Origin of the sequence: Massilia oculi (assembly GCF_017582745.1) — a bacterium.
Taxonomy (GTDB): domain Bacteria; phylum Pseudomonadota; class Gammaproteobacteria; order Burkholderiales; family Burkholderiaceae_D; genus Telluria; species Telluria oculi_A.
Genome location: NZ_JAFVIM010000004.1, coordinates 190,856 through 206,137, shown reverse-complemented (window position 1 = coordinate 206,137; position 15,282 = coordinate 190,856). Strand labels below are relative to the sequence as shown.

15 protein-coding genes are annotated in these 15,282 nt (G+C 66.3%); 12 read left to right on the top strand and 3 right to left on the bottom strand.

Going from position 1 to position 15,282, the window contains the following annotated elements; translation table 11 throughout:
* Window positions 1-39: 39 nt before the first annotated feature.
* Window positions 40-357 (bottom strand): flagellar transcriptional regulator FlhD, encoded by a 318-nt coding sequence (flhD, locus tag J3U95_RS06715; protein ID WP_005666655.1) that lies wholly within the window; start codon window positions 355-357, stop codon window positions 40-42.
* A gap of 602 nt (window positions 358-959) precedes the next feature.
* On the opposite strand from flhD, the gene kynU reads away from it, so the two are divergent.
* From kynU to J3U95_RS06670, 9 genes are all read left to right on the top strand, one after another.
* Window positions 960-2,219, top strand: coding sequence for a kynureninase (gene kynU / locus J3U95_RS06710; RefSeq protein WP_208277860.1), 1,260 nt, complete (start codon window positions 960-962; stop codon window positions 2,217-2,219).
* A 12-nt stretch (window positions 2,220-2,231) separates the two neighbouring features.
* The gene (gene kynA, locus J3U95_RS06705; protein ID WP_208277859.1) at window positions 2,232-3,080 is read left to right on the top strand and encodes a tryptophan 2,3-dioxygenase; all 849 of its coding nucleotides are present in this window, start codon (window positions 2,232-2,234) and stop codon (window positions 3,078-3,080) included.
* A gap of 339 nt (window positions 3,081-3,419) precedes the next feature.
* Window positions 3,420-4,598 (top strand): acyltransferase family protein, encoded by a 1,179-nt coding sequence (locus tag J3U95_RS06700; RefSeq protein WP_208277858.1) that lies wholly within the window; start codon window positions 3,420-3,422, stop codon window positions 4,596-4,598.
* A complete protein-coding gene (locus J3U95_RS06695) occupies window positions 4,588-5,136 on the top strand; it encodes an RBBP9/YdeN family alpha/beta hydrolase (protein ID WP_208277857.1) in 549 nt (182 codons plus the stop codon). Before J3U95_RS06700 ends, J3U95_RS06695 begins: the two co-directional genes overlap by 11 nt.
* Window positions 5,133-5,663 (top strand): GNAT family N-acetyltransferase, encoded by a 531-nt coding sequence (locus J3U95_RS06690; protein WP_208277856.1) that lies wholly within the window; start codon window positions 5,133-5,135, stop codon window positions 5,661-5,663. Before J3U95_RS06695 ends, J3U95_RS06690 begins: the two co-directional genes overlap by 4 nt.
* Window positions 5,660-6,058 (top strand): GFA family protein, encoded by a 399-nt coding sequence (locus tag J3U95_RS06685; RefSeq protein ID WP_208277855.1) that lies wholly within the window; start codon window positions 5,660-5,662, stop codon window positions 6,056-6,058. Before J3U95_RS06690 ends, J3U95_RS06685 begins: the two co-directional genes overlap by 4 nt.
* A complete protein-coding gene (yddG, locus tag J3U95_RS06680) occupies window positions 6,006-6,950 on the top strand; it encodes an aromatic amino acid DMT transporter YddG (RefSeq protein ID WP_229519677.1) in 945 nt (314 codons plus the stop codon). The genes J3U95_RS06685 and yddG overlap by 53 nt, the downstream gene beginning before the upstream one ends.
* 107 nt (window positions 6,951-7,057) lie before the next feature.
* Complete coding sequence (locus J3U95_RS06675) at window positions 7,058-9,232, top strand: TonB-dependent siderophore receptor (RefSeq protein WP_208277854.1); 2,175 nt, start codon at window positions 7,058-7,060, stop codon at window positions 9,230-9,232.
* A 9-nt stretch (window positions 9,233-9,241) separates the two neighbouring features.
* Complete coding sequence (locus J3U95_RS06670) at window positions 9,242-9,571, top strand: DUF3325 family protein (RefSeq protein WP_208277853.1); 330 nt, start codon at window positions 9,242-9,244, stop codon at window positions 9,569-9,571.
* 52 nt (window positions 9,572-9,623) lie between these two features.
* On the opposite strand, the gene htpG is transcribed toward J3U95_RS06670, so the two are convergent.
* Window positions 9,624-11,543, bottom strand: a complete 1,920-nt coding sequence (gene htpG, locus J3U95_RS06665; RefSeq protein WP_208277852.1) for a molecular chaperone HtpG — start codon at window positions 11,541-11,543, stop codon at window positions 9,624-9,626.
* A gap of 205 nt (window positions 11,544-11,748) precedes the next feature.
* Here htpG and J3U95_RS06660 point away from each other — a divergent pair, with 205 nt between their 5' ends.
* Window positions 11,749-12,246 (top strand): VOC family protein, encoded by a 498-nt coding sequence (locus tag J3U95_RS06660; protein WP_208277851.1) that lies wholly within the window; start codon window positions 11,749-11,751, stop codon window positions 12,244-12,246.
* On the opposite strand, the gene J3U95_RS06655 is transcribed toward J3U95_RS06660, so the two are convergent.
* A complete protein-coding gene (locus tag J3U95_RS06655; RefSeq protein ID WP_208277850.1) occupies window positions 12,243-13,661 on the bottom strand; it encodes an aminotransferase-like domain-containing protein in 1,419 nt (472 codons plus the stop codon). The two genes, J3U95_RS06660 and J3U95_RS06655, sit on opposite strands and share 4 nt — an antisense overlap.
* 112 nt (window positions 13,662-13,773) lie before the next feature.
* On the opposite strand from J3U95_RS06655, the gene J3U95_RS06650 reads away from it, so the two are divergent.
* Together J3U95_RS06650 and J3U95_RS06645 are read left to right on the top strand one after the other, a co-directional pair.
* Entirely contained in the window at window positions 13,774-14,697 is a 924-nt protein-coding gene (locus J3U95_RS06650) for a DMT family transporter (RefSeq protein WP_208277849.1), read from the top strand.
* A gap of 72 nt (window positions 14,698-14,769) precedes the next feature.
* On the top strand, window positions 14,770-15,231 hold the full coding sequence (locus J3U95_RS06645; protein WP_109347158.1) for a RidA family protein: 462 nt from the start codon (window positions 14,770-14,772) through the stop codon (window positions 15,229-15,231).
* Window positions 15,232-15,282 lie beyond the last annotated feature (51 nt).

Here is a 15,282-nt window from a genome sequence, read left to right as displayed (position 1 = left end):
TGTTCCAAGGCGGCCCCACCAAGTGGCCGCTGGCAGGGATTATACGATCTCTTCGACCGGCTGGCCCGCCATCAGGATGGCGGCGTGCGATTGCGCCAGGCTGCGTTCCTTGGTGTGGCTGGTCAGCATGCCCAGGATCGCGGTGTCGTCGAAGCGGAAGCGGGCCAGCATCATGTTGCCGCCGGCGAGCTTCAGGATCTGGGCATTGCTCATGCCTTCGATCAGGTCGGCGATCTCGGCCGACACGCCCAGGCGGAAGATGGCGGTGACTTTGTCGGCACGAATCATCTGCTGGGCCAGCATCAGGTAGCTCAGGTTTGCGTCGCGAATCTCAGCCATCATGTCGTTCATCGTCATCTTCTCTCTCCGTTGGTTGTTTCGGCGTTTGTTTGTGTTGCCGACGAGATAGATTCTGACTGTGGGGAAACTTTTCAGGAATTGGACAAAACCTGTATTTAAGGTAGGCGAACGACGAGGGGAAGCCGTAGGAGTTTGTCTGACAAACGCCTCTGACTCCCTATGAAAACCCACTCGGAATTTGGGCTGAAACGACGCCGGGAAGCGCCTTGATTTGGGTCTACGTCAGCCGGCAGCTGTCGCAGATTCACTACAGGTTTTACTGAATTTACTGCCGGAAACTCGTGAATTTCCGCTTTACCGCCTGTGCATGTGTTGCTTTTATGCACTTCACTCATCCATTAACGGCAGCCTTCAGGCGGACTTTAGGGCTGTTTGAAAATATTTTTTAATATTTTTTCGACGCCTTTTCGTCCTTCTGACTCGTTATCGGACAGCTCATCAGGAACTTTAGGGTCGGACGCAAAAAAATTTCAAAATTTTTTCGTCAATACAAAGAATGTCGTAACAGCAACATTCGGCTGTCGATAGACGATGGAACTTGCTACACTGCCGACCTGCACGCATCCTTCAAGCGTCAACTATCTATATATAGGACCGGCATGACCGCACCAACCACCACCCGCGCCGACTGCCTGGCGCTCGATGCACGCGACCCGCTGGCCGGGCTGCGCACCCGTTTCGACCTGCCCGACGGCGTGATCTACCTGGACGGCAACTCGCTCGGCGCCCGCCCCCGCGCCGCCCTGGCCCGCGCCCAGGACGTGGTGGCGCGCGAATGGGGAACCGACTTGATCAAGAGCTGGAACACGGCCGGCTGGTTCGACATGCCCAAACGCCTGGGAGACCGCCTGGCCCCGCTGGTCGGCGCCGGCCCCGGCGAAGTGGCCGTCACCGACACCACCTCGCTCAACCTGTTCAAGGCGCTGGCCGCCGCCCTGCGCCTCCAGTCCGAAGGCGCCGGCGCGAGCCGCCGCGTCATCGTCACCGAACGCAGCAACTTCCCGACCGATATCTATATGGCCGAGGGCTTGAGCCGGTGGCTGGAACGCGGCTACCGGGTGCGCCTGGTCGACAGCGTGGACGAGATCCCGGCCGCGCTCGATGCTGACTGCGCGGTGCTGATGCTCACCCACGTCAACTACCGCACCGGCTACCAGCACGATATGGCCGCGCTGACCCGCCTGGCGCACGAAGCCGGCGCGCTGGCGGTGTGGGACCTGGCCCATTCGGCCGGCGCGGTGCCGGTCGACCTGCACGCCGCCGACGCCGACTTCGCCGTCGGCTGCACCTATAAATACCTGAACGGCGGACCGGGCGCCCCGGCCTTCATCTGGGTGCCGCAAAAACACCAGGCGCGTTTCGACCATCCGCTCTCGGGTTGGTGGGGCCACGCCAGCCCGTTCGCGATGGCGCCCGCCTTCGCCCCGGTGGCCGGCATCGGCCGCGCGCTGTGCGGCACGCAGCCCATCGTCTCGCTGGCGCTGGTCGAGTGCGGCCTCGAGATCTTCGAGGCGACCGACATGACCGCGGTGCGCGCCAAGTCGCTGCTTCTTACCGACCTGTTCATCGAGCTGGTCGAGCGCCGCTGCGCCGGCTATCCGCTGGGCCTGGTGACGCCGCGCGAGCACGCGCGCCGCGGCAGCCAGGTCAGCTTCACCCACCCGCACGGCTATGCGGTGATGGCCGCCCTGATCGCGCGCGGCGTGATCGGCGACTACCGCGAACCCGAGATCATGCGCTTCGGCTTCACGCCGCTGTATACGAGCTTCACCGACGTCTGGGACGCGGTCGATATCCTGAAGGACATCCTCGACCGCAACGACTATGACGTGGACGCCGCCCGCGGCGCCGTCACCTGACAAGGCATCGACATGAAGAAAGAACAGAACGACGGCCAGCCGGCCGAATGGCACGGCGCCAAAATGGACTTCAAGGAAGCCATGAGTTATGGCGATTACCTGGGCCTGGACCAGATCCTGAACGCCCAGCATCCGCGCTCGCCTAACCACAACGAGCTGCTGTTCATCGTCCAGCACCAGACCAGCGAGCTGTGGATCAAGCTGATGCTGCACGAGCTGCAGGCGGTGCGGCGCCACATCCGCGAAGGCAACCTGCCGCCCGCGTTCAAGATGCTGGCGCGGGTGGCACGCATCATGGACCAGCTCGTGCATGCCTGGGACGTGCTGGCCACCATGACCCCGCCCGAATACACGGCGATCCGCCCCTACCTGGGCGCCTCGTCGGGCTTCCAGTCCTTCCAGTACCGCGAACTGGAATTCATCCTCGGGAACAAGAACCCGGCCCTGCTGGCGGTGCACGAGAAGTCGCCCGAGGCCCACGCATTGCTGGCGCGCGAACTGGCCCTGCCCTCGATCTACGACGAGGCGGTGATGCTGCTGGCGCGGAGCGGTTTCGCCATCGATCCGGCGCGGTTAGAGGCCGACTGGACCGGACCGACCCGCGCCGACGACTCGGTCAAGGCGGCCTGGCTGCAGGTGTATGGCGATACCGAGCGCCACTGGGCGCTGTACGAGCTGGCCGAGAAGCTGGTCGACCTGGAGACGGCCTTCCGCTTCTGGCGCTTCCGCCACGTCAGCACGGTCGAGCGCATCATCGGCTTCAAGACCGGGACCGGCGGCACCGCCGGCGTCAGTTACCTGCGCAAGATGCTGGACGTGGTGCTGTTCCCGGAACTGTTCGCGCTGCGCACCGAGCTGTAAGGGAGCTTAAAAACTGCGGGGTCAGGTCTGACATTTGGACACAACCTCAGCCATAGAATGCCACTATGGTCGAGGCCGTGTCCGAAAGTCAGACCTGACCCCGCTTGAGGGCAGCGGAATGGACGAAAAACTACGGGGTCAGGTCTGACATTTGGACACAACCTCAGCCATAGAATGCCACTATGCTGGAGGCCGTGTCCGATTGTCAGACCTGACCCCGCTTGTGACCCCGCTTGTGCGGAGCTGTTCGCGCTGCGCACCGAGCTCTAACGGGCTGCGGCGGCCGGCGGCGGACCGGCTGGCGTCGCCATCGGCCCGTTTTGCATTAATATAAACGCCATGCGCGCCGCCCCCTCCCCACTCGACCAGCCGTTCTCGGTCTACCTCGACCTGGTCCGCTTCCTGGCGGCGCTGGCGGTCGTGGCGATGCACATGCGCCAGTTCGGCCTGGTGGAAATGCCCGGCGCCGACCTCCTGACCCTGTTCGGGCGCGAGGCCGTGATGGCCTTCTTCGTGTTGTCGGGCTTCGTGATCGCCTATACCACCGAACAACGCCGCCCGAGCGCGCGCGAGTACGCGCTGGCGCGCGCCGCCCGCATCTATTCGGTGGCGCTGCCGGTGCTGCTGCTGGCCTTCGCCTGCGCCAGCCTGGTGCGCGGCCACCTGATGACCGGCATGGATCTGCACTACCAGCTGGCCAAGCCCTGGTTCTATATCCCCTTCCACCTGCTGTTCCTGGGCGACCTGTGGTCCCTTGCCGAAGTCCCGCCCTGGCTCGGCCCCTGGTGGTCGCTCAACTACGAGGTCTGGTACTACGTGCTGTTCGGCGTCGCCTGCTACGTGCGCGGGCCGTGGCGGCTGCCGGCACTTGGCCTGGTGCTGGCCGTCATGGGCGTCAAACTGTGGCTGCTGCTGCCGGTCTGGCTGGCCGGGGTCGCGCTCTACCACTGGCAGGCACGGCATGCGCTCCCCTGCGCCCTGGCCCGCCTCGGGTGGGTCGCCAGCCTGGCCCTTCTGGTGCTCTACGAGGCCAGCGGGATCGAGGAGAACCTGCGCGCGGCCGGCCGTGCATCCTGGCTCGGGCAAGCCTTCCTGTTGGGGAACGCCGACCGCTTCCTGGCCGACTACGTGTTCGGCCTGATCGTCTGCCTGAATTTCGCCTGCGCGCGCTTCGCCCGCTTCGACGCCCTCCTGCGCGTCGCGGCGCCGATCCGGCTGCTGGCCTCGTACACGCTGACGCTTTACCTGTCGCACGCGCTGGTGCTGATCGCCTGGCCCGCGCTGTATCCGCACGACCCCGGCAGCATGACGGACCTGCTGGCCCTCGGCCTGGCCGTCGCCGTCGCGACCGCCGTCCTCGGCATGCTGACCGAACAGCGCAAGGACGTGTTCCGGCGCCTGCTCGCGCGCCTGGCGGCCATGGTGTGGCGCCCTGCCCGCCTGGCTCCCGCCGGCGCCGCCCCCGCCGCCCCCGCTGCCCCCGCTGCCCCAATCAAGGAGAAGCAAGATGAAGTGTGATGTCCTGATCCTGCCCGGCCTGTGGAATTCCGGCCCGCGCCACTGGCAATCGCTCTGGCATGAGCGCAACCCGCACTGGCGCCGCGCCGCGCATCGCGACTGGACCAATCCCCACTGCGACGAATGGGTGGCCGAGCTGGACGCCGCCATCGCCGACTGCCAGGGCGCGCCGATCCTGGTGGCGCACAGCCTGGGCTGCATGCTGGTCGCGCACTGGGCGCTGTCCGGCTCCCCGCTCAAGGTGGCGGGCGCCTTCCTGGTCGCGCCGAGCGACGTCGAAGCGGCATCGTACCCGGCCGACCTCAATTGCTGGGCGCCGATCCCGCTGCAGCAACTTCCCTTCCCCAGCGTGGTGGTGGGCAGCGCCAACGATCCCTTCGCCAGCCTTGACCGCACGAGCGCCTTCGCCGGCGCCTGGGGCAGCCGCCTGGTCGAGATCGGGGACGCCGGCCACCTCAATTCCGACTCCGGCCATGGCGACTGGCCGGAAGGCCTGCGCCTGCTGGAGCAGTTCTGCGACGAGGTATCGGGCGCATGACGGTCCTGCACAGCGCGCGGCTGCGCTTCGAGCCGGTGTCCGACGAACACTATGAGGGGATGCGCCTGCTGAACGGCGATCCCGAGGTCATGCGCTACATTAGCGGCCAGGCCGAGACGCCCGAGGAAACCCGCGCCGTCATCGCCCGCGTCAAGGCGCGCTGGGAGACGATCGGCTACTCTTGGTGGAATTTCATCGAGCCGGACACGGGTGAGCTGGTCGGCGCCGGCTGCATCCAGCACCTGGGGCACGATCCCGCGAACCCGCACGAAATCGGCTGGCGCCTGCGCCCCGACCGCTGGGGACGTGGCTACGCCATCGAGGCCGCCGAGCGCATGGCGCGCTTCGCCTTCGAGGAGCTGCAGGCGCCGCTGCTGTGCGCGATCTGCGAGCCTGGCAACCTGCGCTCGGCGCGCATCATGGAAAAACTCGGCATGGCATATCGCGGCGAAGAAGTCTGGCATGGACGCCCGACGCTGGTCTACCAGATCGGTCGCGACGCATGGCAGGCACGCGGCCACGCATGAAGACCTACCACGGCAGCTGCCACTGCGGCGCGGTGCGCTACGAGGCCGACATCGACCTGGCCCTCGGCACGATCAAGTGCAACTGCTCGATCTGCAGCAAGATGCGGTTCTGGGCCGTGCAGCTGGCCCCGGGCGCCTTCCGCCTGCTGCAGGGCCGGGATTCCTTGCGCGAATACCGCTTCCACACGCGGCGCGACGGCCATCATTTCTGCGGCGAATGCGGCACCAACGTATTCTCGACCGGCGATGCGCAGCGCAGCGGTCCCTTCGTCGCCGTCACGGTGTCCAGCCTGGACGACCTGCCGGTGGCCGACTTGCTGGCCGCGCCGGTGCGCCATATCGATGGACGCAACGACAATTGGGCCACGCCACCGGCGGAGATCCGGCATTTATAAGGTAACGAGCAAGACCACCCGGGCCACCCTGATCGGGCTGCTCGCGATCGTGTTCTGGAGCTCGATCGTCGGCCTGATCCGCGGCGTGAGCGCGAGCTTCGGCGCGACCGGCGGCGCGGCGCTGATCTATACGGTCGCCTCGATCCTGCGGCTGCTCACGGTCGGCCCGAGCAAGGTGCGCACTTTCCCGCGCGCCTACCTGGCATGGGGCAGCCTCCTGTTCGTCGCCTACGAGATGTGCCTCGCGCTGTCGATCGGCTATGCCAATACCAACCGCCAGGCCATCGAAGTCGGCATGGTGAACTACCTGTGGCCTGCATTCACGATGGTGTTCGCCATCGTCTTCAACGGCCAGCGAACGACCTGGCTGATCGCGCCCGGCCTGGCGCTGGCGATCGGCGGCGTGTGCTGGGTGCTGGGCGACGACGCCGGCCTCGATCCGGCCGCGATGGCGGCCAATGTGCGCGACAACCCGCTCAGCTATGGCCTGGCCTTCGCCGGCACCCTGATCTGGGCCAGCTACTGCACCGTCACCGCGCGCATCGCCAACGGCAGCAATGGCGTGACGCTGTTCTTCATGCTCACCGCCATCGCGCTGTGGATCAAATACCTCGCCATCGGCGGCGAACCGATGCGGGTCGACCTGCGCGCTGCGGTCTACCTGGCGCTGGCCGCTGCGGCCATGGGCTTCGGCTACGCGGCCTGGAATGTCGGCATCCTGCACGGTAATGTCACGGTGCTGGCCGGGGCCTCCTACTTCATCCCCGTGCTGTCGGCGGCGCTGGCGGCGCTGGTCCTGGACACGCCGTTGTCGCTGGCGTTCTGGCAAGGCGCGGCGATGGTGTGCGCCGGTTCCATCCTGTGCTGGCTGGCGACGCGCAGGAAAGCCTGAGCTTGCATATTGCATAAAGCTTATATATGCATCACAATGCGAATCATTCTCATTTGCATTCGCGATATTATTGCGCCTGCCCGCCCACCTCCTGAAGAAAGATTCGCATGACCTCACCGATGCGCCTGCCGCTCGCGCTTGCCCTGGCCCTCGCCTATCCGACCCACGCCGTCCTCGCTGCCGAAGCGCCCGACGGACCGGTAGCCCCGACGACCGTCCTGGTCACGGCCGACAAGTTCGAGAACGGCTACGCCGTCGATGATGCCTCGGTGGCCAAGGGCAGCGCCAGCCTGCGCGAAACGCCGCAATCGGTGTCGGTGGTGAACCGCCAGCGCCTGGACGACCAGAACCTGCGCACGCTGGACGAGGCCCTCGCGAACATCACCGGCCTGGTGGTCGAGCAAGGCAGCAGCCACGAACGCCGCTTCTATTCGCGCGGCTTCGAGATCGACACGATCCAGTACGACGGCGTCGCCACCCAGCGCGGCTCGGGCTTCAATATCAGTCCCGACCTGTCGGTGTTCGAACGGGTCGAGGTGCTGCGCGGCCCTGCCGGCTTGTTCAATGGCTCCGGCAGCCCCGGTGGCACCGTCAACCTGGTGCGCAAGCGTCCGCTCAAGACCAACCAGGTGGAGGCGCTGGCCAGCGCCGGCCGCTGGGACAATTACCGGGCCCAGGTCGATGCGAACCGCGTCCTGAACGACAGCGGCAGCCTGCGCGCCCGCGTCGTCGGGGCCTATGAAGACCGCGAGTTCTTCTATGACGTCTCCGAAAGCCAGCGCAAAGTCCTGTACGCCATCGTCGAGGCCGACCTGGCGCCGTCGACCACGGTCGGCGTGGGCATCCACCGCGAGGAAAACGACCTTACGCCGTTCTATGGCGGCCTGCCGCGCTTCGCCGATGGCGGGGACCTGGGCCTGCCGCGTTCGACCTATATGAACGCCGCCTGGTCGGACACCGCGATCGCCTCGACCACCGCCATCGTCGACCTGAACCATCGCTTCAACGACGACTGGAAGCTGCGCGTGGCCTTCAGCCGCATGCGCGAGGACAACCATGACCTCAGCGGCTCGGCGTTCGGCGCGGTTGACCGCGCAAGCAACCGGGGCCCGTCGCTGTCGTCGTTCCGCGCCCATCTGCTGGGCGAGCAGAAGGCCGCCGACGCCACCCTGGAGGGCAGCTTCCATGCCTTCGGCCGCCGCCACGACGTCCTGCTGGGTGCCAACTGGATGCAGCGCGACTATGACAGCACCAGCCAGCTGTACTCGATCGCCAATCCGGTGGTCAATCCCTACACCTTCAACCCCTACGATTACGCCGTGGCGCCGACCGCCATCGCACGCCCGGCCACGCACACGCTCGCGGCGATCGAGCAATCCGGCCTGTTCGGCTCGCTGCGCTTCGCGCTGACCGATACCGTGAAGCTGATCGCCGGCGGCCGCGTCAGCGACTGGAAGAGCTCGACCTTCAACCTGGTGACGAACGCCTACAGCACCCGGCCCTTCAAGCAGGACGGCGAAATCACGCCCTACGGCGCGCTGCAATGGGACTTCGCGCCCGAGTGGACGACTTACCTGAGCTATGCCGAGATCTTCCGCTCGCAGGCCAACCAGTACACCGCCAGCGGCGACCCGCTCGAGCCGGCCACCGGCAGCAATATCGAGGCGGGCCTGAAGGGCGCGCTGTTCGGCGGACGCCTGAACGCCTCGCTGGCCGCCTTCCAGATCCTCGAGAAGAACCGCTCCCAGAGCGATCCGCTCAATCCCTCGCCCTGCATCGGTTCGCCGACCGGCGGCGGCTGCTTCGTCGCCGAAGGCGAAGTGCGCAGCCAGGGCCTGGATGCCGAGCTGACCGGCCAGCTCGCGCCCGGCCTCGACCTCAGCGCCGGCTATACCTGGAACCAGACCAAGTACCTGCGCGACCGCACCGCCACCGGCCTGCCGAGCGCCAACGAGAACCAGCCGCTGTCGACCTTCACCCCGCGCCACCTGGCGCGCATCTGGGCCAGCTGGCGGCCCGCCGGCAGCGCCTGGAGCGTGGGCGGCGGCGTCAACGCCCAGAGCCTGACCTACAAGACCAGCGGCGCGCTGCGCCTCGAACAGCGGGGTTACGCGGTATGGTCGGGCCGCGTCGGCTACCGGATCAACCGCAACCTCCTGGCTGCGCTGAACTTCAACAATATCTTCGACAAGCACTACTACCGCACCCTGGGCAGCACCAGCGGCAGCAACTGGTATGGCGAGCCGCGCAACGTGACGGCGACGCTCCAGGCGACGTTCTGAGTCGATTGAATGACGCCGCTGCCTGCCACGCTGTTCGGCCTGTCCGCCCTGGCCGCGGCGGTGGCGGGCTTCCTGGCGCTCGGGCTGGCGATGGAGCGCCGTTGCAAGCTCTCGCAGGCACTCGGCGCGCTGGCTTTGCTCGTGTCGCTGCTGTGCTGCTCGGGATTGCGCCCCCAGGGATACGGCTTCGTGCCGTGGATCGGCTGCCTGACGGCGGCGGCATGGATCGCGATCGGCCTGCTGTCGCATGACGTGACGGCGGCGACGCGCGTGGCGCGCCTTGCTGCTGCCGCGGGGGCGTTGGGCTGCGCGGTGGCGCTGGCGCTGCGCTTCGGATGAAAAAAAGCCGGGACATCGCTGTCCCGGCTTTTTGTTTACCTTGCAGTGAAGTTTACTTGCCGCCCGCCAGCAGCATCTCGTTCAGGCGCTTCACGAACGAGGCCGGGTCGACCAGGCTGCCGCCTTCGGCCAGCATCGCCTGGTCGAACAGGATGTGCGCCCAGTCGGCGAAGCGCTCGCCGCTCGCGTCTTCGTACTTCAGGCGCTGCACCAGCGGGTGATCCGGGTTGATCTCGAGGATAGGCTTCGATTCCGGAGCTTCCTGGCCGGCCGCCTTCAGCATGCGCAGCAGATTGCCCGACAACTCGTTTTCGTCCGCGACCAGGCAGGCCGGCGAGTCGGTCAGGCGGAAGGTCACGCGCACGTCCTTGGCCTTCTCGCCCAGCGCGCCCTTCATGCTCTCGACCAGCTCCTTGTAGCCGGCCTCGGTCTCGGCGTGCTCCTTCTTCTCCGCCTCGTCTTCCAGCGCGCCCAGGTCCAGGCCGCCCTTGGCGACCGACACCAGTTCCTTGCCTTCGAACTCGGTGAAGAACGACAGCATCCACTCGTCAACGCGGTCGGTCATCAGGATCACCTCGACGCCCTTCTTGCGGAAGATCTCGAGGTGCGGGCTGTTCTTCGCCGCCTGGTAGTTGTCGGCGGTGACGTAATAGATCTTGTCCTGGCCTTCCTTCATGCGGCCGACGTAGTCGGCGAACGACACGGTCTGCTCGGCCGAGTCATTGGCGGTCGAGGCGAAGCGCAGCAGCTTGGCGATGCGGTCCTTGTTGGTCGCGTCCTCGCCGACGCCTTCCTTGAGCACCTGGCCGAATTCCTTCCAGAAGGTCGTGTACTTGTCCTTGCCGGCCTGTTCTTCGGAGTTCGCCATTTCCTCGAGCATGCCCAGCACGCGCTTGGTCGAGCCTTCGCGGATCACGCGCACGTCGCGCGACTCTTGCAGGATCTCGCGCGAGACGTTCAGCGGCAGGTCGCTCGAGTCGATCACGCCCTTGATGAAGCGCAGGTAGGTCGGCATCAGCTGCTCGGCGTCGTCCATGATGAACACGCGCTTGACGTACAGCTTGATGCCGCCGCGCTTGTTGCGGTCCCACAGGTCGAACGGCGCGTGGGCCGGCACGTACAGCAGTTGGGTGTATTCGCTGCGGCCTTCGACGCGGTTGTGGGTGTAGGTCAGCGGGTCCTGGAAATCATGCGAGACGTGCTTGTAGAACTCGTTGTACTGCTCTTCGGTGATGTCCGATTTGCTGCGCGCCCACAGCGCGCTGGCCTGGTTCACGGTCTCGAGTTCGTCCTTGAGGACGGTCTCTTTCTTCTCTTCGTCCCACTCTTCCTTCTGCATCACGATCGGCAGCGAGATGTGGTCGGAATACTTGCGAATGATCGACTTGAGCTTCCACGACGACAGCAGTTCTTCCTCGCCTTCGCGCAGGTGCAGGATCACGTCGGTGCCGCGGCCCGTCTTTTCGATCTGCTCGATCGAGTAGTCGCCTTCACCGCGCGATTCCCAGCGCACGCCCTGTTCGGCGAAGGCGCCGGCGCGGCGGGTATTGACGACGATCTTCTCGGCCACGATGAAGCCCGAATAGAAGCCCACGCCGAACTGGCCGATCAGGGCCGCGTCGGCCTGCTGGTCGCCCGACAGCTTGCTGAAGAATTCCTTGGTGCCCGACTTGGCGATGGTGCCCAGGTGGGCGATTACCTCGTCGCGGCTCATGCCGATGCCGTTGTCCGAGATCGTGATGGTTTTCGCATCCTTGTCGAACGAGACCTTGATTCTCAGTTCATGGTCGTTGCCGTACAGGGCGTCGTTGTTGATCGCCTCGAAGCGCAGCTTGTCGGCCGCGTCGGACGCGTTCGAGATCAGTTCGCGCAGGAAGATCTCCTTGTTCGAATACAAGGAGTGGATCATCAGTTGCAGCAGCTGTTTTACTTCTGCCTGGAAGCCAAGGGTTTCTTTTTCGGCGTTCGCCATCTTGTTCCTCGTTAAAAAACATGGGGGGATTGGTCAGACTCGGAGGCATATAAGGATGCGCAAAAGGATTTCAAGAGTATTTTTGACAAGAAATATTGTGGTTTGATGAAAATCGCACTTTTTTTGCGCCATCCTGTCGAATCATGCCGCCTCCGTTCGTCGTAACACCAGCAGCACCCCATCCACCACAGCACAGGAGAACACCATGAACCAGGCAGTGCGCCCCATCCCGGAAGGCTACCGTACCGTCACCCCGCACCTGGTCTGCGAAGGCGCGTCCAACGCGATCGCGTTCTACCAGAAGGCCTTCGGCGCGGTCGAAGTCGCCCGCATGCCGGGGCCGGACGGCAAGATCATGCATGCCGAGATCCGCATCGGCGACTCGCACATCATGCTGGCCGACGATTTCCCCGACTATGGCAGCCGCGGGCCGCTGGCCCTGCAGGGCACGCCCGTGGTGATCCACCTGTATGTGGAAGACGCCGACGCCGTGTGGGCGCAGGCGCTCGAGGCCGGCGCCAAGCCGACGATGCCGCTGTCCGACATGTTCTGGGGCGACCGCTACGGCCAGGTGGCCGATCCGTTCGGCCACCGCTGGTCGATCGCCACCCACAAGCAGGACCTGACGCCGGAGCAGATCATGGAAGGCTTCAACAAGATGATGGCGGCCGGCGGCGGCTGCCCGGGCGAGCAGGCCGGCTAGCTTCGCGCCTCCAAAAAGCGCCACACGCCCGGATCCTGCAGCGCCGCCAGGTTCAGCCGCATCCGGGTCGACGGCTGCTGGCTGGGCGAGAACAGGCTGCCCGGCGCCAGCAGCAAGTCCTGCTGCATGGCGCGCGCCGTCAGCGCATTGGTGTCGGTGCCGGCGTCGACCCACAGGAACATGCCGGCCGCCGGCGCCGGGTCGACCCGCATCCCGAGCGCCTCGAGCCGGCGCAGCGCGCCCGGCCGCGCCGCATCCAGGCGGCCGCGCACGCGGTCGAGGTGCTTGCGGTGGTGGCCTTCGGCCAGGATTTTATAGACCACGCGCTCGCCGATGTCGCTGGTGCTCAGTGTGGCCAGCATCTTGCGGTCGGCCAGCAACGCGGCCCGTTCGCGCGAGGTGGCGATGAAGCCGACCCGCAGGTTGGCCGCCATCGATTTCGAAAAGCCGCCCAGGTAGATCACCCGCCGCAGGCCATCGAGCGCGGCCAGGCGCGTGGCGCCGCCCGGGTGCAGGCCGCAATAGATGTCGTCCTCGACCACGAGAAAATCGTGCTGCTCGGCCAGGCGCAGCACCTGGAAGGCCTTGGCCGCCGACATCGACGTCGAGCTGGGGTTGTGCAGCACCGAGTTGATGACGAACAGGCGCGGCCGATGCAGGGCGGCGAGTTCCGCCAGCCGCGCCAGGTCGGGGCCATCGGCCAGGCGCGGCACGCCGACCACCTTCAGCCCCATCGCCGCGAACGAACCGAACATCAGGAACCAGGCCGGATCGTCGACCAGCACCGTGTCGCCGGGCTGGCAGAACGCGCGCGCCACCAGGTCCAGCGCCTGGGTCACGCCGAGCGTGGTCACCAGCTGTTCGGGCGCCGCCTCGATTTCGAGCTCGGCCAGTGTCAATTGCAGCTGCTGGCGCAGCAGCAGGTAGCCGTGAGGCGAACCGTAGCTGAGCAGGCCGTCGCAGTTCTGACGGCTGAGCGCGCGCAACGCATTGGCGACCGCCGCGCCGTCGAGCCAGTCGGCCGGCAGCACGCCGGAACCCGGCGCCAGCCCGAGCGGGGCCTGGCGGAACATGCAGCGCACCAGCCAGGCGATGTCGAGCTCGGCCGGGACCGGCGCCGGCTGCGCCATCGGCACGCCGCGCGCCTGGGCCTGGCGCTCGCGCACGAAGAAGCCGGCGCCGCGCCGCGATTCCAGATAGCCCTGCGCCACCAGCCGGTCATAGCTGGCCACGACGGTGAACGGCGACACGCCGTGGCTGGCGGCGAAGCGCCGGATCGAGGGCATGCGCGCGCCGGGGCGCAGCAGGCGCTCGTCGACGCGCGCCGCCACCGCGCTCACGATCTGGTCGGCCAGCGGTGCTCCGGAATCGCGCGACAAAACGAAGGGTAAGGCAACGGCGAGTGTATCGGTCATTTCACCACCACAGTCGGCAAATTATCGGTTGAAGTGTACTGGGACTGTATTGGTCCTTGCGGCTAGGATAGACCCACTGCCCCGTTGCCGCAAGCCGAATCAAGGACACCCGATGACCGCCCTCGCCCGCCCCATCCCGACCGCCAGCCACGACGAAGCGCGCGGCATGCTCCTCGGCCTGGTGGGCGTGGCGATGTTCAGCCTCACCTTGCCGTTCACCCGCCTGGCGGTGGCCGAACTCGATCCGCTGTTCGTCGCCCTAGGGCGCGCGTTCGGCGCGGCGCTACTGGCGGGCCTGTGGCTCGGATGGCGGCGCGCTCCGCTGCCGCCACGCGCCGCGCTGGCGCCGCTGGTCCTGGTGGCGCTGGGCGTGGTGATCGGCTTTCCGCTCCTGAGCTCGATTGCCCTGCGCTGGGTGCCGGCCTCGCACGGCGCGGTGCTGGCCGGCCTGCTGCCGCTGATGACGGCCCTGTACAGCGCCATGCGCGGCGACGAACGGCCGTCCGCCGGCTTCTGGCTGGTGGCCGTGCTCGGCGCGGCGCTGGTGATCGCGTTCGCCCTGTCCCAGGGCGGCGGCGCCCTGCACCTGGCCGACCTGCTGATGTTCCTGGCCCTAGCGGCCGGCGCCGTCGGCTATGCCGAGGGCGGCAAGCTGGCGCGCACCCTGGGCGGTCCGGAGACGATCTCGTGGGCGCTGCTGCTGACGCTGCCGCTGGTGGCGCCGCTGCTGGCCTGGCACTACGTCCCCCGGCTGGACGCGTTCGCCGGCGTCGGCGCGGCGGTCTGGGCAGGACTGGCCTACGTCACCGTGTTCTCGATGTTCATCGGCTTCTTTTTCTGGTACCGCGGCCTCGCCCTGGGCGGGATCGCCCGGGTCGGCCAGGTGCAGCTGTTGCAGCCTTTCATGAGCCTGGTCGGCGCCGCCGTGTTGCTGGGCGAACCGCTGACCCTGCACAACAGCCTGTTCGCGCTGGCCGTCATCGGCGTCGTGTTCGCCGGACGGCGGCTGCAGGTGCGGCGCCGTCCGGCTCGATGACCGCACCCGATGTGCATGACGCTGGCTCGACGTACAATACCGCCTTCATTCACGCTACTTATGGAAAACACTATGTCCGTCTACGACAAACTCAAGGAACTGAACATCACCCTGGAAGCACCGGCGACCCCGGCCGCGGCCTATGTCATGTACGTGCAGACCGGCAACCTGGTGTTCATCTCGGGCCATATCGCCAAGAACAAAGATGGCAGCATCAACGCCGGCATCCTGGGCCGCGACAAGACCACGGCGGATGGCCAGGCCGCCGCACGCTCGGTCGCGATCGACCTGATCGGCACCCTGCAGGAAGCCGTGGGCGGCGACCTGAACCGCGTCAAGCGCATCGTCAAGCTGATGAGCCTGGTCGCTTCGACCCCGGATTACAACGAACAACACCTGGTCACCAATGGCGCCTCGGAACTGATCGGCGACGTGTTCGGCGATGCCGGCAAGCACGCGCGCTCGGCCTTCGGCGTCGCGTCGCTGCCGCGCGGCACCTGCGTCGAGATCGAAATGATCGTGGAAGTGGCATAAAGCCGTCGATAACGTGTCTACAACCGGCATTAATTTGTCGGTAAATCAATT